This window comes from Gordonia sp. CPCC 206044 (genome assembly GCF_048537895.1).
Lineage (GTDB): Bacteria > Actinomycetota > Actinomycetes > Mycobacteriales > Mycobacteriaceae > Gordonia.
This window is the reverse complement of sequence record NZ_JBCLVL010000012.1, coordinates 76805-99240: the sequence shown is the minus strand read 5'-3', so window position 1 is coordinate 99240 and position 22436 is coordinate 76805. Positions and strand designations below refer to the sequence as shown.

Sequence of the window (22436 nt, the reverse complement as noted above, 5' to 3'; positions counted from 1 at the left end):
GCGGAGACCGCATGCCCGAGGTCAACTCGCGACCGTCGAACGGCTTGGTAACAAGTCGGTGAAGGGGGGCCCTCCGGTTGGCGACGGGTCCCGCGGATTGTGTTTACTGTTCCTCATGCAAGGTCTTGCCGCGTTGCTGTTCCCGGCTGTCCTGATGCTTTTCGCTCTCGCGATGGAGAAGGTTCAGGCCCGGATCGACCGCCTCGCCGTCTCCCGTGATCACGTCGAGGAATTCTTGGAATCCGCTGATGCCAGCCATGTCGACACCCTGGCCAAACAGGGTTTTCCGGCAGCGCTCGACGAGTTCCGCAATCGACGCGACAAGAGCGACCCGACCGTCGCCGACGACTCCTCGATGTTGTCGACCTCGCCGCAGCGTGCCAGCTGAGCAGGGACCGATCATCATGCACCGACCATCGGCGACTCGCCGCCATTGGTGCGGTCAGTGACCCATTCAACACTTATGCTTGACGCGAGAGTAGCGTTGCACAGGGCAACACTGCTGTCGATGGCACCGCAGCGCGGGTGAACCTGTGCAGATGAGCCGGTGTGAGTGCGGACGGCGGCAGTAGTTGTCACGCGAGTGTGGTTTGGACGAGAAAGGTTCCTAGGTGGAAGACGTACTGGCGCGGGCGGGCATATTCCAGGGCGTCGAGCCCTCGGCCGTCGCGGCTCTGACCAAGCAGCTTCAACCGGTCGATTTCCCTCGCGGGCACGTCATCTTCCACGAGGGCGAACCCGGTGACCGGCTCTACATCATCCTGTCGGGCAAGGTGAAGGTCGGACGGCGTTCTCCCGACGGTCGGGAGAACCTCCTGACGATCATGGGCCCGTCGGACATGTTCGGTGAGCTCTCGATCTTCGACCCCGGTCCGCGGACGTCGTCGGCGACGACGGTCACCGAGGTCCGCGCGGTGTCGATGGATCGCGACGCCCTGCGTGCCTGGATCAAGGACCGTCCCGAGATCGCCGAGCAGTTGCTGCGCGTGCTCGCGCGTCGTCTGCGTCGCACCAACAACAACCTCGCGGACCTCATCTTCACCGACGTGCCCGGCCGTGTGGCCAAGCAGCTCCTGCAGCTCGCACAGCGCTTCGGCACCCAGGAGGGTGGCGCACTGCGCGTCACGCACGACCTCACCCAGGAAGAGATCGCGCAGCTCGTCGGCGCCTCACGCGAGACCGTCAACAAGGCGCTCGCCGACTTCGCGCAGCGCGGGTGGCTGCGACTCGAGGGCAAGAGCGTCCTCATCGCCGATTCCGAGCGGCTCGCACGCCGCGCTCGCTGAGTCGTCCCTACGTGACGCTGACCCCTCGGGCGCGTGGCGCGAGCGCCGCGAACCCGGGGGGTCAGCTGTTGTGTCGTAGGTATTCGAGCTGCGCCTTGACCGACATCCGGGCGGCAGGCCAGAGCTTCTTGTCGACGTCGGAGTAGACGCGTCGAACCACCTTCATCGGTTTCGCCTTGTGCGCCGAAACCCCCATGTCGTCGAGCGCCGCCCGGATCTGGTCGATCCGTTCCTCCCGATGTGACTTGTAGTAGCGCGCGACCGGGATGAGCTCGGGATGGTCGGGCCCGTGCGCCGGCAGCAGCGCGCAGTCGTCGCCCTCGACGATGAGCCGGTTGAGCGAGTTCATGTAGTCGTTGAGACTGCCGTCGCTCGGGTCGAGCACCGTGGTCCCGCTCCCGAGGATCGTGTCGCCGGTCAGGATCGCGCGTGCTCCGTCGTGTTCGACGAGGAAACTGACCGAGTCACCGGTGTGGCCGGGCGTGAACAACACCGTGATCCGCAGTCCGGCGACCTCGATGACCTCACGATCGTGGAGCGGCCGTGCGTCGCGTGAGTACGCGCGATCGCGGGCGCGCACCGGAGCCCCGGTGCGCTTGTGCAACCGGTTGATGCCGCCCGTGTGGTCGAAATGGCGGTGGGTGATCAGGACCAGCGCCACGTCGGTGTCGGCGAGCAACCTGGCGTGTTTCTTGTGCTTGGGCGGGCCCGGGTCGACGATCACGCATTGCTCGCTGTCCGGCGCACGCAGAATCCACGTGTTGGTGCCGTCGAGCTCCATCACACCCGGGTTGTCGCACAACAGCACCGACGCGAACGGCGTGACCTCACGGACCATGCCGTAGGCGGGGTGGGTGGGGGCGGCCACCGGACTGTCCATGGCAGAACCATTGTCGGTCATGGGATCCGACCCTACCCACCGCCTGCCGACGACCGATGGTTGCGGTCACCGGTGTGCGAACACCGATCAGGCCGAGCGGTCCACGCCGTCGACGACGTCCTCGACCACCTTGGGTGCGAACTCCGACTGCAGACTCTTGAGCAGGGACGCACCCTGTGTCACGACACCGGTCATCAGCTCGTTGACCCCCTCGGCACCATTGAAGACGGTGAGGTTCGACGACCCGAGTCCCTTGGCGATCTCACCGACGAGGGCAGGCAGCTGCTCGATGATCTGCTGGTCGAGTGCGATCCGGTTGTTCTTCGCCGCCGCCTCGGACTGGATCTCCACCGCACGTGCGTCCGCCTCGGCGATGATCTGGGTGCGCCTCGCCTCGGCCTCGGCGGGCTTGACCACCTCCGAGATCAGCTGCTGTTCACGCAATTCGGCCTGCGCCTGCGCCAACAACGACTGCTCTCGGGTGATCTCCTGGTTCACCCGGGCCTCGGCGAGCGGCCCCGCCTGCGACGCCTCGGCGTTCGCCTTGTCGGTCTCGCCCTTGATCTCGGCCCGCTTGATCGCGGTCTCCCGCTCGTAGTCGGCCTGGTTGCGCAGCGACTCCTGCTGCGCCTTTGCCGATTCCTGGTCGGCGCGGGCCTTTTCCACCGCGGCCTCCCGCTGCACCTTGGCGATGTTGGGTGCGGCCAGAGCGTTGATGTAGCCCGAGTCCATGTCGTCGATGGACTGGATCTGGAACGAGTCCACGACCAGACCGATCGACCCCATCTCCCGTTTGGAGGCCTCGAGCACCTGCCGTGCCAGGGTGTCGCGTTCGCGGATGATCTCCTCGACGGTCATCGAACCGACGATCGACCGGAGATGACCCGAGAAGATCTGTCCGGTCAGCTGATTCATCTCGGTCTCCTGTTCGGAGATGAAACGCTGCCCTGCGTTCACGATCGACCCCTGATCGCCACCGACCTTGTGCGCGATCACCGCTCGGACGTCGAGTTGGATGCCCTGCGTGGTCACGCAGACCTCACGAATCGACGCCTCGTGCATCGCCATCGACAGGAATCGCACCTTGCGGAAGAACGGCATGACCCATTTGCCGTGGCCCACGACGACGACGAACGGGGCACCGCCCTCGGCGGCCTTCTTTCCCGAGATCAACATGGCTTCATCGGGTTCGGGGACGTTGTAACCGAGCATGGGTTCTCCTCAGATCGCCTCGTGTCGATACGACTCGACTGTCGAGGCCACATGCTACGTGGTCGTCGACCCGTGTCACCCGGCCGAACGACAAGCTCAGCGCGGCATCGCCACCCAGCGTTCGACGTCGACGACCCGGCCCGGCCGCACCCCCACCACCAGCACCGTCTCGTCGATCGCGATCGGCTCGGTGGCGACGGCGAGGAACCGCTCACTGCCACCGGCCAGGCTCAGCTCGACCTCGCCCATCGACTCGCCACCGCCGATCGCGAGGGTGACCACCCCGGTCGTCCCGATCACGCGCGTCCCTCTCGTCACCCGCGAGCTCGCGGTCAGTCGGTCACCATGTCGTACCCCAGTTTGCCGACCATCACCACCACCACGGCCAGCAACACCCACCGGACGAACCGACTGCCGCGTCCGATGGCCATGTGCGCTCCGAGCTGGGCGCCTGCGACGTTCGCCACCGCCAGGCCGAGACCCAGCAACCAGAGGATGTTCCCCTGCCACGCGAACACGGCCAACGCGCCGAGGTTGGTGCCGGTGTTGATGACCTTGGCCATCGCCGAACTCTCCAGGAAACCGGTGCCGACGAGCGCGGTCAGACTGATGATCAGAAAGGTCCCGGTGCCGGGACCCATCACACCGTCGTAGAACGCGATCACCACGCCGGCCAGACCCAGCCCGAGCAGCACCGACCATCGGGGTCGGGACACCGCTGCACCCGAACCGAACCCGGGGTTGAGCGCGACGAACAACCCGACTCCGACGAGCAGGCACAGCACGATCGGCGTGAAGATCTCGGCGGGCAGACGACTGGCGGTGTACGCACCCAGCCCCGAGAACACCACCGCGCAGACGAACACCGGCGCCAGCCGACGCACGTCGAGCCGCAGGCGCCGCACGAACGCGAATGCCGCCGATGCGGTGCCGCAGACCGCGGCGAGTTTGTTGGTACCCAGCGCGGTCGCGGGCGCCATCGACGGGAAGACGATCATCAGCGCCGGGATCATCACCAGTCCGCCGCCACCCACCACGGCGTCGACCCAGCCGGCCGCCGCCGCAGCGGCGATCAAGACGGCGATGTCCATCAGCGAACCGCGGGGAGGCGGTGCGCCGGATCGCTCACCGAGTCAGACGACTTCGACGATGAGCTCGACCTCGACCGCTGCACCCATCGGCAGCTCGGCGACGCCGACCGCGGAGCGCGCATGCCTGCCTGCCTCGCCGAAGAGCTCGTCGAGGAGGTCAGACGCGCCGTTGATCACCCCTGGCTGTCCGGTGAACCCGTGTGCGGAGGCCACGAATCCGACGACCTTGACGATCCGCACCACCGAGTCGATGCCGACGAGGGCGTCCACGGCGGCGAGCGCATTGAGCCCGCATTTGCGGGCCGCCTCGTAGGCCTGTTCCGGATCCACCACGCCCTCGGCGCCCTCGTGCACCTTGCCTGCGACATCGAGAGTTCCGTCGACGATGGGCAGCTGCCCCGCCGTGTAGACCAGGTTGCCGGTACGCACCGCCGGGACGTAGCTGGCGACCGGGGCCACCACCGGAGGTAGCTGGATACCGAGTTCGGTCAGCCGCGCCGACCATGTGCCCGCCATCAGCTCAGACCTTCGGACGCTTCAGATATGCGACATGCTGTTCACCGGTCGGACCAGCCAGAACACTGACCAGCTCCCATCCGTCGGCGCCCCACTGATCGAGGATCTGCTTGGTGGCATGGGTCAACAGCGGCACGGTCACGTACTCCCACGCGGTCACTTCAGTCATGGACTCAGACTAACGGTTGGATCGTTGTCGATAAGGTGATGCCGTGGTGAACGAGACACCGCCCGACGACACCGGGCACACCAACGAATGGCCCGACGCCGCCGGACGGGCACGCCTACACTTCGTTTCCGGCAAGGGCGGGACCGGCAAGACCACCGTCGCCGCCGCCCTGGCACTGGCGTTGGCTGCCGAGGGCAAGAAGGTCCTGCTGGTGGAATGCGAAGGCCGCCAAGGCATTGCGCAGATCTTCGACATCCCGCCACTGCCCCCGACAGATACCCGGATCGCCACCTCGTCCGGTGGCGGCGAGGTCTCGGCGCTCGCGCTCGACATCGAGCACGCGCTCCTGGAATACCTCGACATGTTCTACAACCTCGGGTTCGCGGGCCGGGCGATGAAGCGGATCGGCGCGATCGACTTCGTCACCACCGTGGCGCCGGGTCTGCGCGATGTCCTGATCACCGGGAAGATCAAGGAACGCATCATCCACACCGACAAGCAGGGCAACCGGGTCTACGACGCCGTCGTCGTCGACGCCCCGCCGACCGGACGCATCGGCAATTTCCTCGACGTCACTCAGGCGATGGCCGATCTGGCCAAGACCGGCCCGATCCGCAACCAGAGCGACGGCGTGGTGAAGCTGCTGCACTCCGAGGACACCGTCGTCCACCTGGTCACCCTGCTCGAGGCGATGCCCATCCAGGAGACCGTCGAGGCGATCGACGAACTGCGCGCCAAGAACCTGACCATCGGCACGCTGATGATCAACCGGGTCAGCCCCACCCACCTGCCCGTCGGCTCGATCGACGACATCGCCGAGGGCGTGATCGACGCACCCCGCGTGATGGAGAATCTGGCCGCAGCCGGGTTGAAGGTGTCCCAGGACGACCTGGCGGGCCTGCTCACCGAGACCATCGAACATGCGTCACGCCTGCAGGCCCAGCAGGTCGCCAAGGCCCAGCTCGACGACGTCGAGCTGCCCACACTCGAACTCCCGACGCTCGGCGAAGGCATCGACCTCGGCGGCGTCTACGAACTGGCCAACCTCTTGCAGAAGGCAGGTGCCTGAGCGATGCCGCTGGACCTCAAGATGGGCTCGGTACTGACCGACCCGGCCACGCGCGTGGTGATCTGCTGCGGCGCAGGCGGCGTCGGCAAGACCACGACGGCCGCGGCGATGGCGATGTACGCCGCCGAGCACGGCCGCACCGTCGCGGTGCTGACGATCGACCCGGCCCGCCGGCTCGCCCAGTCCCTGGGCATGTCGGAACTGACCAACGATCCGCAACCGGTCGAGATCGACGGATCGGGCTCGCTGGACGCCATGATGCTCGACATGCGTCGGACCTTCGACGAGATGGTCCTGGAGTACTCCACACCCGAGCGGGCCGCCGCCATCATGGAGAACTCCTTCTATCAGACGATGGCGTCGTCGTTCTCCGGCACGCAGGAGTACATGGCGATGGAGAAGCTCGGCAAGCTGCTCGAGCGCGACCACTGGGACCTGATCGTGGTGGACACCCCGCCGTCCCGGAATGCGTTGGACTTCCTCGACGCCCCGCAGCGACTCGGGTCGTTCCTGTCCGGTCGGCTGATGAAGGTGCTCGTGGGCGGTGGCCGCGGTGTCGGGCGCGTGGTCACCGGAGCGATGAGTCTGGCGATGCGCGGGGTCTCGACGATCATCGGCGGCGACATGCTGCGCGACGTCGCCACCTTCGTCCAGTCGTTGGACTCGATGTTCGGCGGCTTCCAGGACCGCGCGCTCAAGACCTACGAACTGCTCAAGCAGCCCGGTACCCAGTTCACCGTGGTGGCGGCCGCCGAGCCGGATGCCTTGCGGGAGGCCGCGTTCTTCGTCGATCGCCTGTCCGAGGAATCGATGCCGCTGTCCGGCCTGATCCTCAACCGCACCCATCCCAATCTGACGAGCATCTCGGAGTCATCCGCGCGTGCGGCGCTCGAGACGGTCGAGGACGAGCTGACGCGTGGCGTCCTGGAAGTCCACGCCGATCGGGCGGCCACCGGCAAGCGGGAACTGCACCTGCTGCAACGCTTCACCGCCGCACACCCTGCGGTTCCCATCGTCGGGGTGCCGTCGTTGCCGTTCGAGGTGGCCGACGCGGTCGCGCTGCGGGCGGTGGCCGAGCAGATCACGAGCCGCGGCTGACCGCCACGCTCGCCGATCCGGTCCGCCGCCTCTGCCGATCGAGTAGCCGCCGAGCGCAGCGAGGCAGCGTATCGAGATCAACACACGGTGGCCGGGCGACCGCTCGACGCCACCCGCTCCGATCGAGTAGCCACCGAGGCCCTGGCCGAGGCAGCGTATCGAGATCGACGGAGATCACCCTGGACCCCTGAGCACGACGGTGGCCGACCCACTTCGGGTCGGCCACCGTCGTCATGTATCGCTGTTCACCCGCGAAGGCTCACACCGCGTCGGCACGCTGCCTGCGACGTTGCGCATCGAAGAACTGTGCCCACGAGGTGACCTCGGGATGCTGGCGCAGCAGAGCCCTGCGCTGACGCTCGGTCATACCGCCCCACACCCCGAACTCCACCCTGTTGTCGAGGGCATCGGCACCGCATTCGAGTTGTACCGGGCAGTGCCGGCAGATCGTCGCGGCCTTGCGCTGGGCCGCTCCGCGAACGAACAGGTCGTCGGGGTTCCCTCCCCGGCACCGAGCTTGTGACACCCACGCCAACCGAGCTTCTTCTCCGGAGGAAACTGCCGCCATCGCCATCCGCCGACCCCTGTCTGTCGTTGTGTCCCGCCGAGCCGCACGGTGTTCCGCGCTCCCGACGCTTCTGACGGTGAATGCGCTCGCCTTTGACGTGTTCACGACCTCAACTCGTCATCTGTCGGTCAAGTGTGATTCACATCGCGTACAGACTGTTAGGTGAGTCACATTCTGCACTCAATTTAAGGATCTGTGTATGCGCGCGCAACCCCTGCGGCGAAGAAAATGGCACCACCGTGCAAACACGCCGTGTTAACGCAGGTCACGGCGTTTGATACGTGAATGCAACCCTCCCGACGTCACGGTCGGGCGATGTTGCGTCGCGCACACGTACTCTGTGCGTGTGCCGATGTCCAAGAAGTTGTGGCCACTCGCCGGCGCCTGCCTGCTGGCCGGTGTGCTCGTCGCAGGTCTGCTCTACCCCGTCGCCAGTGGACTGGGCGTGGTGTCCAACCGTGCCGCCGCGGCCGTCGAGAACGTGTCGTCGGAGCTGCTGAACGGAACGTTGCCCGAGGTCACCACCATGACCGACGCCAGCGGTAAGCCGATCGCGCAGCTGTTCGACCAGTACCGCTACCAGGTGGGCTACAACGACATCTCCCCGGACATGATCCGAGCGATCATCTCCATCGAGGACCGTCGGTTCCTCGAGCACGACGGCGTCGACTGGAAGGGCACGATCCGCGCGGCGCTGAAGAACTCGTCGTCGGGTGAGGTGCAGCAGGGCGCATCGACACTCGACCAGCAGTACATCAAGAACTACCAACTGCTGGTGCTCGCCCGGACCGAGGCCGATCGTCAGGCCGCCATCGAGACCACCCCGGCGCGCAAGCTCCGCGAGGTGCGGATGGCGCTCACGATGGAACAGTCGTTGATCGATCAGGCCAAGCGCGACAAGGGCCTCAGCGATGCACAGGCCAAGCAGGAGGCCAAGAAACAGATCGTCACCCGGTACCTCAACGTCGTCCCGTTCGGCAACAACGCGTACGGGATCGAGGCGGCCGCCCAGACCTATTTCGGCATACCCGCGAAGGACCTGAAGGTCGAGCAGGCTGCCCTGCTCGCCGGCATGGTGCAATCGAGTTCGGCGCTGAATCCCTACGCCAACCCCGAGAACGCCACCAAGCGGCGTAACACCGTGCTGGACACGATGATCGACAACTTCCCGGATCGTCGGGCCGAACTGGTGGCCGCCAAGGCCGCCCCGCTGGGTGTGCTCCCGGAGCCGCGCACACCCACCCAGGGCTGCATCGCAGCCGGCAACAACGGGTTCTTCTGCGACTATGCACTGCAGTTCCTCGCCGAGAACGGCATGTCTCGCGACTCGGTGCTGCGCGGTGGATATCTGATCCGGACCACCCTCGATCCCGAGGTGCAGGATTCGACGACCCGCGCCGTCCACGCCCAGGCCGATTCGGACGCCGACGGAATCGCCGACGTGATGAGCGCCATCAAGCCCGGCAAGAAGTCCCACGACGTCCTCGCGATGGCCTCGAGCCGCGACTACGGGCTCGATCAGAAGGCCAACCACACTGTGCAGCCGCAGCCGTTCTCCATGGTCGGCGACGGCGCGGGATCGGTCTTCAAGATCTTCACCACCGCTGCGGCGATGGAAAAGGGGCTCGGCCTGGGGTCGAGCATCCCGGTGCCGGGCTTCGTGGCCGTCGAGGGCATGGGTAACAGCGGCGGTACCTTCGGCTGTCCCGCCAACTCGTACTGCGTCAAGAACGACGGCAAATATCCGGCGTCCATGTCGGTCACCCAGGCACTCGCGCAGTCGCCGAACACGGCGTTCGTGAAGCTGCTGCAGCAGGTCGGCGTCAAGCCCGCCGTCGACATGGCCGTGCGGTTGGGGCTGCGTTCCTACACGGTTCCCGGGTCGTCGGGGTATGGCGACAAGAGCATGGCGCAGTTCGTGAAGGACGGAAACTTCGGTTCGTTCACGCTCGGCCCGCTGCCCGTCAACGGCCTGGAACTGTCCAACGTCGCGGCCACACTGGCGTCCGGCGGCACGTGGTGCCCGCCGAATCCCATCGCCTCGATCAGCCGCATCAAGCGTGACCAGTACGGCAACCCCGTGATGGACCAGAACGGGCAGCCGGCACTGACCGCGGTGCCGTTCAATGCGCCCAAGTGCGAGCAGGTCGTCGAGGAGGGCCTGGCTAACACTCTGGCCAACGGGATGAGCCAGGACGACAAGGGCGGCGGCACGTCTGCGGGCGCCGCCGGTTCGCAGGGGTGGACGCTCCCGGTCTCGGGTAAGACGGGCACCACCGAGGCGCACCGGTCCTCGGCGTTCCTCGGATTCACCAACCAGATCGCCGGCTCGGCCTATGTCTACAATGACGGGCCGACCCCGACCGGCATCTGCAGCAGCCCGCTACGCCAGTGCTACGACGGCAATCTCTACGGCGGCATGGAACCGGCCCGCACCTGGTATCAGGCGATCAAACCGGTGGCCACCAAATTCGGGCCGGTGAAACTACCGCCGACCGACCCGTCCTACATGTCGGGAAGCGACCGAGGTCGGATCCCGAAGGTCAGTGGGCTGCCCGCGAGTGCCGCGACGTCTCGGTTGCAGGCGGCCGGGTTCAAGGTCAACCAGCTCGACGTCGACAGCAGTCGCCCGCAGGGCACCGTCGTGTTCACCGCCCCGTCGGATTCGGCGATGCCGGGCAGTGTGATCACCATCTATGTGAGCAACGGCCGACGCTCCGAAGACCAGAGCGGCGGCGGACCAACGGAGACCACCGTGCAGGTACCCGGCGTGGGCCCGGTGGTGATCCCGCTACCCGGCTGACCCTCGCGTGACGCCCACTGTGAGAAAACCCCTGGGCGTCACGCACCCGTGACTGCGTATCCTGGGTGAATGGTTCACGTCGACACTGCACTGCACCGCCGGGTCGTCCAGGGAGGGTTGTCTTCCGCTGCGACCGCACGCACGCTCGGTGGTCTCGCCGGTCTGGCGGCCGCAGGACTGTTCTATTCGACGGTGATCGAACGCAACGCCTTCACTCTGCGCCACGACACCCTGGCGGTGTTGGAGCCAGGAGCCGCACCGCTACGTGTGCTGCACATCAGCGACCTGCACATGACACCGCATCAGCGGCTCAAGCAGGCGTGGGTGTCGGAGCTGGAGGCACTGGAACCGGACCTGGTGATCAACACCGGCGACAATCTGGCGCACCCTCAAGCGGTCCCGTCGGTCATCCAGTCGCTGGGCGGGCTGCTGTCGCGGCCGGGTCTGTTCGTCTTCGGTTCCAATGACTACTTCGGTCCCCGACCGAAGAATCCGTTCCAGTACTTCAAGACCGACCACCGGCGCACCTTCGGCGACCCGCTGCCGTGGCAGGATCTGCGCGCGGCGTTCACCGAGCGCGGGTGGCTCGACGCCACCCACACGGTGCGCGAACTCGAGGTCGGTGGCGTCCGGGTCGTCGCGGCCGGAGTCGACGACCCGCACATCGAGCGCGACCGCTACGACACCGTTGCGGGTCGGCCCAATCCGCTCGCCCATCTGCGCCTGGGGCTGACGCATTCTCCCGAGCCGCGCGTACTCGACCGCTTCGCCGAGGACGGCTACGACCTCGTGCTGGCGGGGCACACGCACGGCGGTCAGCTGTGCTTGCCCGGTATCGGTGCACTGGTCACGAACTGTGAGATCGACCGGTCGCGGGTCAAGGGTGTGTCCAGCTGGGGTTCCACGATGAAGCTGCACGTCAGCGCAGGGTTGGGCACGTCGCCGTATGCGCCCGCGAGGTTCTGCTGCCGCCCGGAGGCCAGCCTGCTCACCCTCACCCCGGTGTCCAACGGCGACGCCGAGTTCGACGAGGAGCACTCGCTCCCGCAGCTGGCCACCGAACGCTCTTGACCGAGCCGACATCGTCACCGTGCCCGGGTACGACGACGTCCGTGTGCTGGCCTTCGACACGTTCGGCACCATCACCGACTGGTTCACCGGCATCTCGGATGCGGTGGGCCTGGAGGTTCCCGCCGTCGATGCGGGTGCGTTCACGCATGACTGGCGCCGACGGTACGCCCCCATCATGGCTCGGGTGGAGTCGGGCGAGTTGCCGTGGCGGCGTCTCGACGACCTGCAGACCGAGACCCTGCACGACGTCGCCACCGCTTTCGGGTTCTCGCTCACCGACGATCAGGCTCGGCGTCTGGTGCGGTCCTGGCGGACCATTCCCGCCTGGCCCGATGCGGCCGCCGGATTGCGCCGCCTCAGGGTTCGGTACGTGGTGTGCGCACTCAGCAACGGCACGGTCGCGCTGCTCACCGACATGGCCAGACACAACGGATTCGACTGGGATGTGATCGGCGGCTCGGATCTGTGGCGCCATTACAAGCCTGCACGCGAAACCTATTGCGGCCTGGCCGATCTGCTCGAGGTCGAACCGAGCCGCGTGATGATGGTCGCCACCCACCAGCACGACCTCGACGCGGCGCGCGGCTTCGGTCTGCGCACGGCATTCATCGAACGTCCGATGGAATGGGGCGGCGATCCGAAAGACGACTCCGGTTCTCCGGCCAACGACGTCCACGCTCGCGATCTGCACGACCTCGCCGATCGGCTCGGCTGCTGAGTCAGCCGTCGAGGCGCAACTGCATCATCGGGACGGCATCGATCGGCAGGCCCGTCGACTCCTCGATAACCCCGGACAGTTCCGCGTAGGCGCGCGGATGCGCCACGCGATACCGGCTCAGCACCACAGCGGTCTCGTCCTCGCCGAGCCTGCTCGCGGTCGCCGCCATGCGATGCCCGAACCCGATGGACACATGGCACGCGGGCTCGGCCTGCAGATTGCGGAACCACTGGGCCCGCTCACCGAATCCGGATGCGACGATCACCCGGGCGGCGTCCGGCCGTTCCACCGTCTCCAGCACCACGTACCGCGGTTCGCCCGACGTGCGACCGACGTGTTCGAGCAGCAGCAGGCGACCGCCGAACAGGAAGCCGAGTCGGGCGCGGAACAGCCAGATCGGAGCACGCACCAGCCAGCGGGTCCGCAACATCGCAGCGGCGACACTCATCGTGACGGGCTCCGCATCTTCTCCGACGACTCCTCCGACGATCCGACACCAACAACATAACCGCACGTGGCGGGTCGGCCACCACACTTCATCGACGCCCGCCGACCGCAGGTGAGACCCCGACCGACGCCAATCACCCATTCCGGGGGATGTGACCCCACGCCGCGGCAGACACCATTCGGATAGACGGCGGCATCATGTCCGATGCCCGTGAGAAGGAGGGATCGCATGACCACACAGCGAAACGACCACCCCGTCCAGCAAGGGTTCGCCGGCGTCACCACCATCGCCGCCGCGGTCTTGCTGCTCGTCGGTGGCATCATCGGGGTCCTGCAGGGGATCTCGGCAGTCGCCGACGACAAGCTCTTCGTCGTCGGCGCGGAGTACGTCTACAAGTTGGACCTCACGACGTGGGGCTGGATCCACATCGTCGTCGGAATCCTCGCGATCATCGTCGCCTTCGGCATGTTCACCACGGCCACGTGGGCCCGCGTCGCCGCGATCATCATCGCATCGTTGTCGATCATCCTGAATTTCCTGTGGATTCCGTACTACCCGTGGTGGTCGATCCTCGTCATCGCGATCGACCTGGTCATCATCTGGGCCGTCGCGACATGGAAAGCCGCCTGACACAGGCTCTCACGGCTCAGACGTTTCGCCGGTGACGTCGGAGTGGCCGCGGTCCCCGAACGACCCGTGCCGCCCCGCGCCACCGGCGAAACGCTGTGCGCCGACGACGGACTCGGCGATCAGGGACGCACGACCGTGCCGGAACTCGTTGGCCATCGCCTCGGCCTCGCCCAGTCCGTCCTGCTCGCGCACCGACATCCGGTCATTGCGCATACACACCTGCGGGAATCCGGCGATCTCGGTGGCCAGCCGGATCGCAGCACTCAACGAAGTCCCCGCCGGGACGACCCGGTTGGCCAGACCGATCGCCAGTGCCTCGGATGCGTCGACCGCACGGCCGGTGAGGATCAGATCCATCGCGCGGCTCTCCCCGATGAGGCGCGGCAGCCGCACTGTGCCGCCGTCGATCAACGGGACACCCCAGCGACGGCAGAACACCCCGAACACCGCATCGTCGTCGACGACACGCAGATCGGCCCACAGCGCGAGTTCGAGCCCACCTGCGACCGCATGCCCGGACACCGCGGCGATCACCGGTTTGGACAGCCTCATCCGCGAGGGCCCCATCGGCCCGTCGCCGTCGTCGTCGATACGGTTCGGCTCCCCGTCGGCGATCGCCCTGAGGTCGGCACCGGCGCAGAAGGTTCCACCTTCGCCGTGCAGCACGGCCACCGAGACGGTGTCGTCGGCGTCGAAGCGTCGGAACGCATCGGCGAGGGCATCCGCCGTGGGTCGGTCGACCGCGTTGCGCCGTTCGCGACGGTCTATCCCGATGACCCGGACCGGGCCCTCGGTGCGTTCGGTTATCGCAGATCTGGTCATCAATTCCTCGGTGCCGCATGGTGTGTGACGGATCGCCTGCACCGACCCGCGGTGAACGACGACGATCCCCGACGGTGTGTACCGTCCATTCCGTGTCTACCGCAGTTCACCACCCGGTGAACACGCGTTCGGCCGCCGGCGATTACTTTGCCCGTCTCGCGAGGTCTTCACCAGCAACCCCGACAAGCACGGACCCGTAGCAGGAGGCATTCATGCGCAAGCTCATCCACTCCGTCCACATTTCGCTGGACGGCATGATCGAAGGACCCAACGGAGAGTTCGACTGGCCCGCGATGGGACCGGAGTTGTCCGCCCACTCCTTCGAACTGGTCGAGCGAGTCGACACCTTCCTGTACGGCCGACGGGTGTGGGAGATGATGGCCGGCTACTGGCCGGACGTGGAATCCATCTCCGACGACCCGCACGATCTGCGTTTCGCGCCGGTCTGGCGCAGCACCCCCAAGGTCGTCTTCTCGCGGACCCTTACCGATCCCGGCCACGGAGCCCGGGTGATCGACGGCGAGCATCTGGTCGACGAGGTGACCGCGCTCAAGTCCGAACCCGGAAAGGATCTCGTGCTGATGGGCGGCGCCGAGATCGCGGGTGTGCTCACCGAGCACGGGCTCGTCGACGAGCACGATGTGGTGGTGCATCCCGTGGTGCTCGGGGGTGGCAAACGGCTCTTCGCGGGCGTCCCGGATCGGTTCGACCTCGAACTCGTGGAGACCCGGACCTTCGATTCGCGTGCGGTGCTGTTGCACTACCGTCGCGCCTGATCCGAGGCAGAAAACGAGGAGGCCCCCGACCGTGACGGTCAGGGGCCTCTACTGCTTCTCAACCAAAGCGTCGGGGTGGCGGGATTCGAACCCACGACCTCTTCGTCCCGAACGAAGCGCGCTACCAAGCTGCGCCACACCCCGTGTGTAGCCTGCGATAGCTTACCCCCACCGCGGCCGCAGAACTAAATCGCCTGGTCATCCCTCGCGATCCGGCCGATCCGGGCCGCGCCACAACTGTTATGTGCAGCTCGCTCGTTTTCGTCCATTCTTCGGGGTACGGAACTTACGATTTACTTGCACGATCGTCCCGATCGATATCGGAAACCGAAAGGACCATCCATGACCACGCCTGACAGGCAGACCGACCCGAGTGCCAAGCAGGGATTCGCCTTCGGCTTCTCCATCGTCGCAGCCGCCCTCCTGTTCGTGGCCGGGCTCGTTGCCGTGTTCCAGGGAATCTCCGCGCTGGCCAAGGACGATCTCTACATCGCCGGTCCGCAGTATGTCTACGAATTCAATCTCACCACGTGGGGCTGGATTCACCTGATCATCGGCATCCTCGCCATCATCGTCGCCGGCGGTCTCGCCGTCGGCTCCGAATGGGCGAGGATCTCGGCGATCATCATTGCCTCGCTGTCGATCATCGCGCAGTTCCTGTGGCTGCCCTACTACCCACTGTGGGCGATCCTGATCATCGCGCTCGATCTGGTCGTCATCTGGGCGGTCGCGACCTGGAAGCCGGGCGCCACCGACTTCTGAGCCCGGCACGCCTTCTCGACTCGATACGCATTCAGGACTCCGTAGGCTGGGCGAGGTGACGATCGACGACGCCGAATCCCGCCGTATCCGTCTCGTCGAGGACGCCTACCGGATCGCCGACGACGTTCTGTTCCCCGGTGCTGCCGAGGTGGATCGCAGTGGACTGATCCCCCGGTCGCACTGGGAGCAGATTGCCGACGCCGGTCTGTTCGGCATCGCGGCCCCCGCCGAATCCGACGGTCCCGGACTGGATTTCAGCCAGGTGATCGAGATCCAGGAGGTCATGGCGAGCGGCTGTCTGCCCACCGCGTTCACCTGGCTGCAGCATCACGGGGTGGTGATCTCACTCGCCGGTTCACTCAATGAGGCGCTGCGTACCGAACTGTTGGAGTCCACGACGACGGGACGGCTGCGCGCCGGAGTCGCCTACGCAGGCGTCGTCCCCACCCCACCGCGCATGCGGGCCACGCGGATCGACGGCGGCTGGCGCCTGGACGGCCGGGCCCCGTTCGTGAGCGGGTGGGGCCTCGTCGACCTGCTGCAGATCTCGGCCCGCGATGTGGTCACCGACGACGTGATCGCCGCGGTCCTGCCGCTCGATCCAGCACCGTCGGCGATCACCGCGACACCTCAACATCTCGGTGTCGCAGACGCGACGAGCACGGTCACGTTGGTCGTGGACGGCCTCACCGTCTCCGACGAGTCCGTGGTGAGCCGAACTCCGCTCGACGACTTCTTCGCCTCCCAGAACATCGGCATCCGGATCAACGGGACACTGCCGCTGGGGCTGGTACGCCGCTGCGCGGCACTGCTCGACACCGGCGGTCACGCCGCCGCGGCGCGCGCCCTGCGTGAACGGGGCGGTGAGATCCGGACCCGCCTCGACAACGCGCTGACCGACACCCGAGCTCTCGTCGCCGCGCGCGCCGACGCGGCACAACTCGCCACCGATGCAGCTGCCACCACAATCGCTGCCGCCGGCGGGGCCGGACTGCTCCGCGGGAACCACCCCGAACGTCTGTCCCGAGAGGCGGCGTTCACCCTGGTGGCCGCCAGTCGTCCGGAATTGAAAGATCTTCTGGTGGAACGCTTCAGCATCGGCTGACAGCTCTCGCGGCGCGGCGTCCACCGTTCGACAGACCCGGTGCAGCAGATGGTGTACCGGGCCCGCTTGCGGGGTCTATCGTCAGAACATCTGCCGGCACTGCACAGGAGCCACCGATGTCCACGTCGGCCGACCGTCCGCCCGGACGATTCGAACTGCTGACCCACGGGGTGAGCGGCACCGACGTGGAGCGACTCCTCGATGTCGATGCGTCCGAAATCCGTCCGGACCCGCGTGCGACGAGATGGGGCCTGCAGGGGCGCGGGATGTTCGGCACGACACCCGACGGAATCCGCGACGACGGTGTGACCCGGGTCGGGTATCGATGGGGCGCGATGACGTCTGGTCTTGCGCTGCAGGCGCTCTGGGCGTTGATGACGCCGTTCGCACTGATCAACGTGGCGGCGTGGATGCTCCCCTCGGCCGGCCGCTGGTGGACGTGGGCGGCACGCTGCGCGTTACGTCTGCTCGGTTTGACCCTCACCGCCATCCTGGTGGCCCAGCTCTCCTTCATCGCCATCGACGTGCTGGGCACCCAGTGCCGGCAGCTGGCCGGCGACAATGATGCGAAATACCGCTGCTGGGACTGGATCGCCACCACCGACGACGGGTGGCGGGCAGTGTGGATCCTGCTGGCCCTGTGCGCCGTCCTGCTGCTGGGGGCGGTGATCAGTCTCACCTGCGACAACGACAAGGACGCACGGGATCGCGAGCCTGCCTACAGGGTGACCGCCGAGGCTGCGCCCGGGGTCGCGTCGGACGGCTTCGTGCACCCGCGTGCGGCACGAGCTCCCGGCCTCCTGACGCCACACGCGATGATCGGGGCGCTCGTCCCCGCGGCCATGATGCTCGGCGGAGGGCCGATGTCCTTCGACGAGCATCCGATCCTCCTGTCATTGACCGTGGGCCTGATCATCCTGTCCGGCCTGGCGGCCGCGTTGTGCGACGATCCGCGCCGGTCACGCTCCCGCCCGAGCAAGGAATCCGACGTTCTGCGGCGACTGTGGATCGGGTCCGGAGATCGGTTGTCACTCGTCTGGCCGGCAGCGGCGCTCGTCGTCCTGGTCCTGGCGACCTGTATCGCGTTGCCCGACCGGCTGTCGGCGCCGGTCGGACCCGACGATGAGCTGATGCTCCTGTCCTTGTTCCTCACGGCGTCGGCGATCATCGCCGTGGTCCTGCTGGTGGTCGCCGTGATGGCGATCCAGGCCACGCGCGCCCGACACCGCCTCGCGACCGACGATCCGGGCCCGTGGTTGGGCGGCATGCACGGGCCCGTCGTCGCCATTCTCGGCACACTGCTCGGTGCAGGCGCAGGGGTTGCACTGACCCGCTTGGTGATCGGCCTGGTGATGAGCCCGGTTTCCTCCCCCGACGAACCGGCCGCGACCGGCCTGGTGAGCATCGTCATGCAGCAGATCCAGCAGCTGTTCCTGACCTCCGCATTGTCCGAAACCGGTGTCCGGCTGCCCGATACGTATGCGGCGACGACCTGGATGTGGGGTACCGCGACGGTTGCGACCGTTGTCTGCGTCGCGGCCACCGGGCTGTGGAACGTGCGTGCAAGCAGACCGCGGCGGCGATGGGCGGCCGAGTTGCAGCGCGCCGCGCATCTGTCACCCCCGCACCCGCCCGCGCCGACGATCCGGACTTCGGGTGTGCCCGACGTCGATCCACCGTCACGGCGGCTGCGGCTCACGTGGTATCTGGCCGGCCTCAAGTGTTTCCTGCCGGGGCTGCTTGCTCAGGTGACCGGCTCGGCAGTCGTCCTCGGGGCACTCGCCTTCTGGATCGTGCACCGCTGGCCAGGCGCAGACTACATCGACAACGCGGTGAACAGCCGAGTCGGACAATGGTTTCAGACGCTCGGCCTGGTGGTGCTGCTGGCGATTGCGTCGGCGTTGCTGCGGGCCATCTACAACGGCATCCGTAAGCCCAAGAGCACCGGACGAAACCTCGGTGTGTTGTGGGACCTCGCATCGTTCTGGCCGCGCGAGGCGCATCCACTCGTCCCTCCCGCCTACGCACCCAGAGCGATTCGCGATCTGACCCAGTACACCGTCACCGCACTCTCCGCCGACGACCCGCCACGCCCGCTCGTCCTGTGCGGGCATTCCCAGGGTTCACTGTTGATGTATGCGGTGGCGAACCGGGTCATCGCCATCGACGAGCGGTACGCGCAGCGACTGAGCCTGATGACCTATGGCTCGCAACTCGGTTGGGCGTACGGGCGAGCCTTCCCCACCGCCCTCGACAACGTGACTCATCGCAGGCTTCTCGAGAAGCTCGACGAGCGGTGGCTGAACCTGGTGCGATTCACCGACTACATCGGCGACGCCGTGTGGAGCCGCCCGGACCCCGACGGAATCCACAGCCGCACAGGTCCCGCCGTCGTGACCGAAACGGCCGGCCTCCCCACCGGACCGCCGATCGACAGGTGGCAGGGGCAGTCCCGCTTTTTCATCGTCTCATCGGCGTCGGGACGCACCAACGAGGTGTGGCTCACCGATCCGACGCCCGGCGACTACCCGATCGACAAGACCGAACAGCACTCGGCGTACACGTCGATCGACTCCTGGGCGCATTGGATGGGCGTACTCACCGACGACTCCGCGAACCACTCAACGCGCCGCGAGACGTGATGCGTACTCCCGCAGGAACAACGCCTCCACGATCGCCATGTTCTCGATCTCGCTCGGATCGACGCTTTCGTTGGGCGCGTGGATCAGGCACCGCGGCTCCTCGACACCGAGCAGCATGATCTCCGCGTCCGGAAACACGTCGGCGAAGACGTTGCACAACGGGATCGACCCGCCCTGCCCCATCTGCAACACGTCGGTCCCGTAAGCGCGCTGCATGGCATCGACCATGGTGTCGTAGCCGGCTCCCGAGGTGGACCCCACGAACGGCGAACCATCGGCCTCGCGCTCGAACGACACCCGCACATTCCATGGTGCGACCGCAGTCAGGTGGTCGATGAGTGCGTCTTGCGCGTGGCCCGCGTCCATGCCCGGGGGTACGCGAAGGTTGATGCGCGCCCGCGCTTTCGGCGCGATGGCAGCCGACGATCCCACCACCGGCGGGCAGTCGATGCCGAGCACGGTCGCGGCCGGGCGCGCCCACACCATGTCCGACACCCGTCCGGAGCCGAGGAGGTCGACGCCGTCGAGCACGTTGGCATCCCGACGAAACGCGTCGGCCGGATAGTCGACTCCCGGCCAGGTGGCGGTCGCGTCCAGCCCGGTGATCGTGGTGTTGCCGTCGGCATCTCGCAGTGATGCGAGCATGGCGATGAGCGCGGCCAGCGCGTCGGGCGCGGCACCACCGAACATGCCCGAATGCATCGCCGAGGACAGGGTCTCGACGGTGACCACGATGTTGGCGATGCCGCGCAGGCTCGTCGTCAGGCTGGGCCGTCCGACCGCGAAGTTGCCCGAGTCGCACACCAGGATGGCATCGGCCCGCATCAGGTCCGGGTTCTTCGGCACGAAGTCCTCGAGGCCCCCCGTGCCCTGTTCTTCGGAGCCCTCGCCGATGATCTTGATGTTCAGCGGGATGTCGCCGCCCAGGGACCGCAATGCCGTCAGGTGCGCGGCGATGTTGCCCTTGCAGTCCGCGGCACCACGCCCGTACCAGCGTCCGTTGCGTTCGGTCAGCGACCACACCGGCGAATCCCATTCGTCGTCACCGAGCGGTGGTTGGACGTCGTGATGGAAGTAGAGCAGCACCGTCGGCGCATCGTCGGGACCGTCGAGGTGGCCGGTCACCGCCTTGCTGCCGTCGGCGGTCTCGTGTGCGTCGACGTCCGCGAATCCGACCGCTTCGAAGGCCTCTCGGACCCAGTCGACCATCTTGTCGCATTCTTCTGGCGGCGCCTGGGCCGGATCGTGCACCGAACGGAACGACACCATCTCGGTGAGATCTGCTTGTGCCTGCGGCATCAACGCCCGGATTCGCTCGCGCAATTCTTCGTCGGTCATCGTCCATCCCTGGGTTTCGGTTGACACGTCCAGACTGTCATGCCCGCCGGTCCGGCACTCGGTGCAGGCGGCGATCAGATCAACTCGTGCGACTCCAGTCGGCCGGTCGCGATCGCGTCGGTGAACCGGTGATGGTCGGCTTCGTTCAGGTCGGCGTACGCCTCGGCGAAGTCCGCGATGGCGGTGGCGAACTTGCCGGGTCCGGAGAGATACTCGGCGATCTGGTGACGACTTGCCGTGCGCGCGTGGGCCTGCGCCAAGGTCCGAGCACACAATCGCGCGTACAGCGACATCTGCTCCGGTGTGAGCGCTTCGACGACGACCGACCCCTTGCCGTCGCGCAACTGTCGGACGTAGAAATCGCGCCGCTCACCGTTCTCGTCGAAACCCCAAGTCCAGCCGAGGAACAGGTCACTCGCCGCCTGCAACAACCGCTGCCCCTCGACCACACGCTGCCCCTGATTCGGGTATCCCGCGGTGTGGATGTGCTCGACGAGCACCGACGGCTGCGCTTCCTTCAGCTGCAGGAACAGTGGGTCGTTCGCATCTCGCCCACACATCAGGACGATCCAGGCACGCATGCCGACACTGCCCACCCCGACGACCTTCCGGGCGACGTCGACCACGCGGAACTGGTCGACCAGAGCGCGGATGTAGTCGGGCAACGCCTTTCGGTACTCATCGAGGCGAGACGCGATCCGCTGCTCGATGATGTCGGCGGCGTCATCGGGGAACAGTTCACGGACCGGCACGAGCAGCGGCGGATCACTGCGGATGTGGGGCCGTCCGGCGTCGTCGATCACACAGAGCTTGCCCACTGCCTGGATGCTGTTGCGGTGGCGAGCCTTTCGCAACCCCTTGGCGGTCCGCTTGGTGGTGGACGAATCCAGCGAATCGCCGAGGTCCGAGAGCATCTCGTCGACGTCGATGCGTGCGTACCAGGTGTCCATGGTGGTCTGCGAGACACTCGAGCGAATCCAGCGCCGATACCAGCGCGCCACCTCGGCTGCGTGATCGCGTGTGGTCGCGGCGTCGAAGCCGTTCTGACGTCCGGCGACCACGAAGCTGGCCGCGAGTCGTTTGACGTCCCATTCGAACGGCCCGGGGCTGGTCTCGTCGAAGTCGTTGAGGTCGAAGATCATCCGACGCTCCGGTGTGTTGAACACCCCGAAATTGCTCAGATGCGCATCGCCGCAGAGTTGCGTGTAGACCCCGGAGCCCGGGGTGCTCGCGAGGTCCGCGGTCATCACGGCGGCGGCACCGCGATAGAACGTGAATGTCGTGGCCGCCATCCGCGCGTTGCGTACGCCGATCAGTTCGGCGACCCGCGAACGCGCCTGGCCCTCGAGGATCGACACCGGGTCGGTACGGCCCGACCGATCCGGACATGCGGACAATTCGGTGATCGCGGCGGCCATCACACCTCCTGTCG

General features: G+C 66.7%; 23 protein-coding genes and 1 tRNA gene. 12 read left to right on the top strand and 12 right to left on the bottom strand.

Features of this window, described 5'->3' with window-relative positions:
- Positions 1 to 115 precede the first annotated feature (115 nt).
- A complete protein-coding gene (locus AAFP35_RS18895; RefSeq protein WP_419223175.1) occupies positions 116 to 388 on the top strand; it encodes a hypothetical protein in 273 nt (90 codons plus the stop codon).
- Between the two features lie 223 nt (positions 389 to 611).
- Positions 612 to 1286 (top strand): Crp/Fnr family transcriptional regulator, encoded by a 675-nt coding sequence (locus tag AAFP35_RS18890; RefSeq protein ID WP_006330855.1) that lies wholly within the window; start codon positions 612 to 614, stop codon positions 1284 to 1286.
- Positions 1287 to 1347: 61 nt separating this feature from the next.
- Here the strand turns inward: AAFP35_RS18890 and AAFP35_RS18885 are convergent, their stop codons facing one another.
- The 6 genes from AAFP35_RS18885 to AAFP35_RS18860 form a co-directional block, all read right to left on the bottom strand.
- Positions 1348 to 2166, bottom strand: coding sequence for an MBL fold metallo-hydrolase (locus AAFP35_RS18885; protein WP_419223243.1), 819 nt, complete (start codon positions 2164 to 2166; stop codon positions 1348 to 1350).
- A gap of 87 nt (positions 2167 to 2253) precedes the next feature.
- Positions 2254 to 3378 (bottom strand): SPFH domain-containing protein, encoded by a 1125-nt coding sequence (locus tag AAFP35_RS18880; protein ID WP_419223174.1) that lies wholly within the window; start codon positions 3376 to 3378, stop codon positions 2254 to 2256.
- Positions 3379 to 3474: 96 nt separating this feature from the next.
- Positions 3475 to 3678 carry a hypothetical protein gene (locus AAFP35_RS18875; RefSeq protein WP_419223249.1) on the bottom strand — a complete coding sequence of 68 codons (204 nt, stop codon included), beginning with the start codon at positions 3676 to 3678 and terminating at the stop codon, positions 3475 to 3477.
- A gap of 32 nt (positions 3679 to 3710) precedes the next feature.
- On the bottom strand, positions 3711 to 4469 hold the full coding sequence (locus AAFP35_RS18870) for a TSUP family transporter (protein WP_419223173.1): 759 nt from the start codon (positions 4467 to 4469) through the stop codon (positions 3711 to 3713).
- Positions 4470 to 4511: 42 nt separating this feature from the next.
- A complete protein-coding gene (locus tag AAFP35_RS18865) occupies positions 4512 to 4985 on the bottom strand; it encodes a RidA family protein (protein WP_419223172.1) in 474 nt (157 codons plus the stop codon).
- A 4-nt stretch (positions 4986 to 4989) separates the two neighbouring features.
- Positions 4990 to 5154 carry a hypothetical protein gene (locus tag AAFP35_RS18860; protein ID WP_419223171.1) on the bottom strand — a complete coding sequence of 55 codons (165 nt, stop codon included), beginning with the start codon at positions 5152 to 5154 and terminating at the stop codon, positions 4990 to 4992.
- A gap of 43 nt (positions 5155 to 5197) precedes the next feature.
- On the opposite strand from AAFP35_RS18860, the gene AAFP35_RS18855 reads away from it, so the two are divergent.
- Positions 5198 to 6223: an ArsA-related P-loop ATPase gene (locus tag AAFP35_RS18855; RefSeq protein WP_419223170.1), complete on the top strand. Its 1026-nt coding sequence runs from the start codon at positions 5198 to 5200 to the stop codon at positions 6221 to 6223.
- Between the two features lie 3 nt (positions 6224 to 6226).
- Positions 6227 to 7321, top strand: coding sequence for an ArsA family ATPase (locus AAFP35_RS18850; RefSeq protein ID WP_419223169.1), 1095 nt, complete (start codon positions 6227 to 6229; stop codon positions 7319 to 7321).
- 259 nt (positions 7322 to 7580) lie between these two features.
- Here the strand turns inward: AAFP35_RS18850 and AAFP35_RS18845 are convergent, their stop codons facing one another.
- On the bottom strand, positions 7581 to 7895 hold the full coding sequence (locus AAFP35_RS18845; protein WP_419223168.1) for a WhiB family transcriptional regulator: 315 nt from the start codon (positions 7893 to 7895) through the stop codon (positions 7581 to 7583).
- Positions 7896 to 8241: 346 nt separating this feature from the next.
- Here AAFP35_RS18845 and AAFP35_RS18840 point away from each other — a divergent pair, with 346 nt between their 5' ends.
- The 3 genes from AAFP35_RS18840 (at position 8242) to AAFP35_RS18830 (ending at position 12481) form a co-directional block, all read left to right on the top strand.
- Positions 8242 to 10692: a penicillin-binding protein gene (locus AAFP35_RS18840; RefSeq protein WP_419223167.1), complete on the top strand. Its 2451-nt coding sequence runs from the start codon at positions 8242 to 8244 to the stop codon at positions 10690 to 10692.
- Positions 10693 to 10761: 69 nt separating this feature from the next.
- Complete coding sequence (locus AAFP35_RS18835) at positions 10762 to 11763, top strand: metallophosphoesterase (RefSeq protein WP_419223166.1); 1002 nt, start codon at positions 10762 to 10764, stop codon at positions 11761 to 11763.
- Between the two features lie 19 nt (positions 11764 to 11782).
- On the top strand, positions 11783 to 12481 hold the full coding sequence (locus AAFP35_RS18830) for a haloacid dehalogenase type II (protein WP_419223165.1): 699 nt from the start codon (positions 11783 to 11785) through the stop codon (positions 12479 to 12481).
- Position 12482: 1 nt separating this feature from the next.
- Here AAFP35_RS18830 and AAFP35_RS18825 read toward each other — a convergent pair whose 3' ends face one another.
- Positions 12483 to 12929, bottom strand: coding sequence for a nitroreductase family deazaflavin-dependent oxidoreductase (locus tag AAFP35_RS18825; RefSeq protein WP_419223164.1), 447 nt, complete (start codon positions 12927 to 12929; stop codon positions 12483 to 12485).
- Between the two features lie 228 nt (positions 12930 to 13157).
- On the opposite strand from AAFP35_RS18825, the gene AAFP35_RS18820 reads away from it, so the two are divergent.
- On the top strand, positions 13158 to 13559 hold the full coding sequence (locus tag AAFP35_RS18820) for a DUF7144 family membrane protein (RefSeq protein ID WP_419223163.1): 402 nt from the start codon (positions 13158 to 13160) through the stop codon (positions 13557 to 13559).
- A gap of 9 nt (positions 13560 to 13568) precedes the next feature.
- Here the strand turns inward: AAFP35_RS18820 and AAFP35_RS18815 are convergent, their stop codons facing one another.
- Positions 13569 to 14381 carry a crotonase/enoyl-CoA hydratase family protein gene (locus AAFP35_RS18815; protein ID WP_419223162.1) on the bottom strand — a complete coding sequence of 271 codons (813 nt, stop codon included), beginning with the start codon at positions 14379 to 14381 and terminating at the stop codon, positions 13569 to 13571.
- A 212-nt stretch (positions 14382 to 14593) separates the two neighbouring features.
- On the opposite strand from AAFP35_RS18815, the gene AAFP35_RS18810 reads away from it, so the two are divergent.
- A complete protein-coding gene (locus tag AAFP35_RS18810; RefSeq protein ID WP_419223161.1) occupies positions 14594 to 15157 on the top strand; it encodes a dihydrofolate reductase family protein in 564 nt (187 codons plus the stop codon).
- A gap of 70 nt (positions 15158 to 15227) precedes the next feature.
- Here AAFP35_RS18810 and AAFP35_RS18805 read toward each other — a convergent pair.
- Positions 15228 to 15301 (bottom strand) — tRNA-Pro (locus tag AAFP35_RS18805).
- Between the two features lie 198 nt (positions 15302 to 15499).
- On the opposite strand from AAFP35_RS18805, the gene AAFP35_RS18800 reads away from it, so the two are divergent.
- From AAFP35_RS18800 to AAFP35_RS18790, 3 genes are all read left to right on the top strand, one after another.
- Positions 15500 to 15919: a DUF7144 family membrane protein gene (locus AAFP35_RS18800; RefSeq protein ID WP_419223160.1), complete on the top strand. Its 420-nt coding sequence runs from the start codon at positions 15500 to 15502 to the stop codon at positions 15917 to 15919.
- A gap of 55 nt (positions 15920 to 15974) precedes the next feature.
- Positions 15975 to 17024: an acyl-CoA dehydrogenase family protein gene (locus tag AAFP35_RS18795; RefSeq protein ID WP_419223159.1), complete on the top strand. Its 1050-nt coding sequence runs from the start codon at positions 15975 to 15977 to the stop codon at positions 17022 to 17024.
- A 116-nt stretch (positions 17025 to 17140) separates the two neighbouring features.
- Positions 17141 to 19666 (top strand): hypothetical protein, encoded by a 2526-nt coding sequence (locus tag AAFP35_RS18790; RefSeq protein ID WP_419223158.1) that lies wholly within the window; start codon positions 17141 to 17143, stop codon positions 19664 to 19666.
- Here AAFP35_RS18790 and AAFP35_RS18785 read toward each other — a convergent pair.
- Both AAFP35_RS18785 and AAFP35_RS18780 read right to left on the bottom strand, forming a co-directional pair.
- Positions 19646 to 21004, bottom strand: coding sequence for a dipeptidase (locus AAFP35_RS18785; protein WP_419223242.1), 1359 nt, complete (start codon positions 21002 to 21004; stop codon positions 19646 to 19648). The two genes, AAFP35_RS18790 and AAFP35_RS18785, sit on opposite strands and share 21 nt — an antisense overlap.
- A 74-nt stretch (positions 21005 to 21078) precedes the next feature.
- Entirely contained in the window at positions 21079 to 22422 is a 1344-nt protein-coding gene (locus AAFP35_RS18780; protein ID WP_419223157.1) for a DUF2252 domain-containing protein, read from the bottom strand.
- Positions 22423 to 22436: the final 14 nt, after the last annotated feature.

What these genes read in the sequence shown, in the direction of transcription:
- AAFP35_RS18840 (WP_419223167.1), top strand. Translation starts at nt 8,242, where the DNA reads ATGTCCAAGAAGTTGTGGCCACTCGCCGGCGCCTGCCTGCTGGCCGGT.
- AAFP35_RS18845 (WP_419223168.1), bottom strand. Translation starts at nt 7,895, where the DNA reads ATGGCGATGGCGGCAGTTTCCTCCGGAGAAGAAGCTCGGTTGGCGTGG.
- AAFP35_RS18820 (WP_419223163.1), top strand. Translation starts at nt 13,158, where the DNA reads ATGACCACACAGCGAAACGACCACCCCGTCCAGCAAGGGTTCGCCGGC.
- AAFP35_RS18880 (WP_419223174.1), bottom strand. Translation starts at nt 3,378, where the DNA reads ATGCTCGGTTACAACGTCCCCGAACCCGATGAAGCCATGTTGATCTCG.
- AAFP35_RS18815 (WP_419223162.1), bottom strand. Translation starts at nt 14,381, where the DNA reads ATGACCAGATCTGCGATAACCGAACGCACCGAGGGCCCGGTCCGGGTC.
- AAFP35_RS18860 (WP_419223171.1), bottom strand. Translation starts at nt 5,154, where the DNA reads ATGACTGAAGTGACCGCGTGGGAGTACGTGACCGTGCCGCTGTTGACC.
- AAFP35_RS18885 (WP_419223243.1), bottom strand. Translation starts at nt 2,166, where the DNA reads ATGGACAGTCCGGTGGCCGCCCCCACCCACCCCGCCTACGGCATGGTC.
- AAFP35_RS18835 (WP_419223166.1), top strand. Translation starts at nt 10,762, where the DNA reads ATGGTTCACGTCGACACTGCACTGCACCGCCGGGTCGTCCAGGGAGGG.
- AAFP35_RS18865 (WP_419223172.1), bottom strand. Translation starts at nt 4,985, where the DNA reads ATGGCGGGCACATGGTCGGCGCGGCTGACCGAACTCGGTATCCAGCTA.
- AAFP35_RS18850 (WP_419223169.1), top strand. Translation starts at nt 6,227, where the DNA reads ATGCCGCTGGACCTCAAGATGGGCTCGGTACTGACCGACCCGGCCACG.
- AAFP35_RS18810 (WP_419223161.1), top strand. Translation starts at nt 14,594, where the DNA reads ATGCGCAAGCTCATCCACTCCGTCCACATTTCGCTGGACGGCATGATC.
- AAFP35_RS18790 (WP_419223158.1), top strand. Translation starts at nt 17,141, where the DNA reads ATGTCCACGTCGGCCGACCGTCCGCCCGGACGATTCGAACTGCTGACC.
- AAFP35_RS18870 (WP_419223173.1), bottom strand. Translation starts at nt 4,469, where the DNA reads ATGGACATCGCCGTCTTGATCGCCGCTGCGGCGGCGGCCGGCTGGGTC.
- AAFP35_RS18780 (WP_419223157.1), bottom strand. Translation starts at nt 22,422, where the DNA reads ATGGCCGCCGCGATCACCGAATTGTCCGCATGTCCGGATCGGTCGGGC.
- AAFP35_RS18825 (WP_419223164.1), bottom strand. Translation starts at nt 12,929, where the DNA reads ATGAGTGTCGCCGCTGCGATGTTGCGGACCCGCTGGCTGGTGCGTGCT.
- AAFP35_RS18895 (WP_419223175.1), top strand. Translation starts at nt 116, where the DNA reads ATGCAAGGTCTTGCCGCGTTGCTGTTCCCGGCTGTCCTGATGCTTTTC.
- AAFP35_RS18785 (WP_419223242.1), bottom strand. Translation starts at nt 21,004, where the DNA reads ATGACCGACGAAGAATTGCGCGAGCGAATCCGGGCGTTGATGCCGCAG.
- AAFP35_RS18800 (WP_419223160.1), top strand. Translation starts at nt 15,500, where the DNA reads ATGACCACGCCTGACAGGCAGACCGACCCGAGTGCCAAGCAGGGATTC.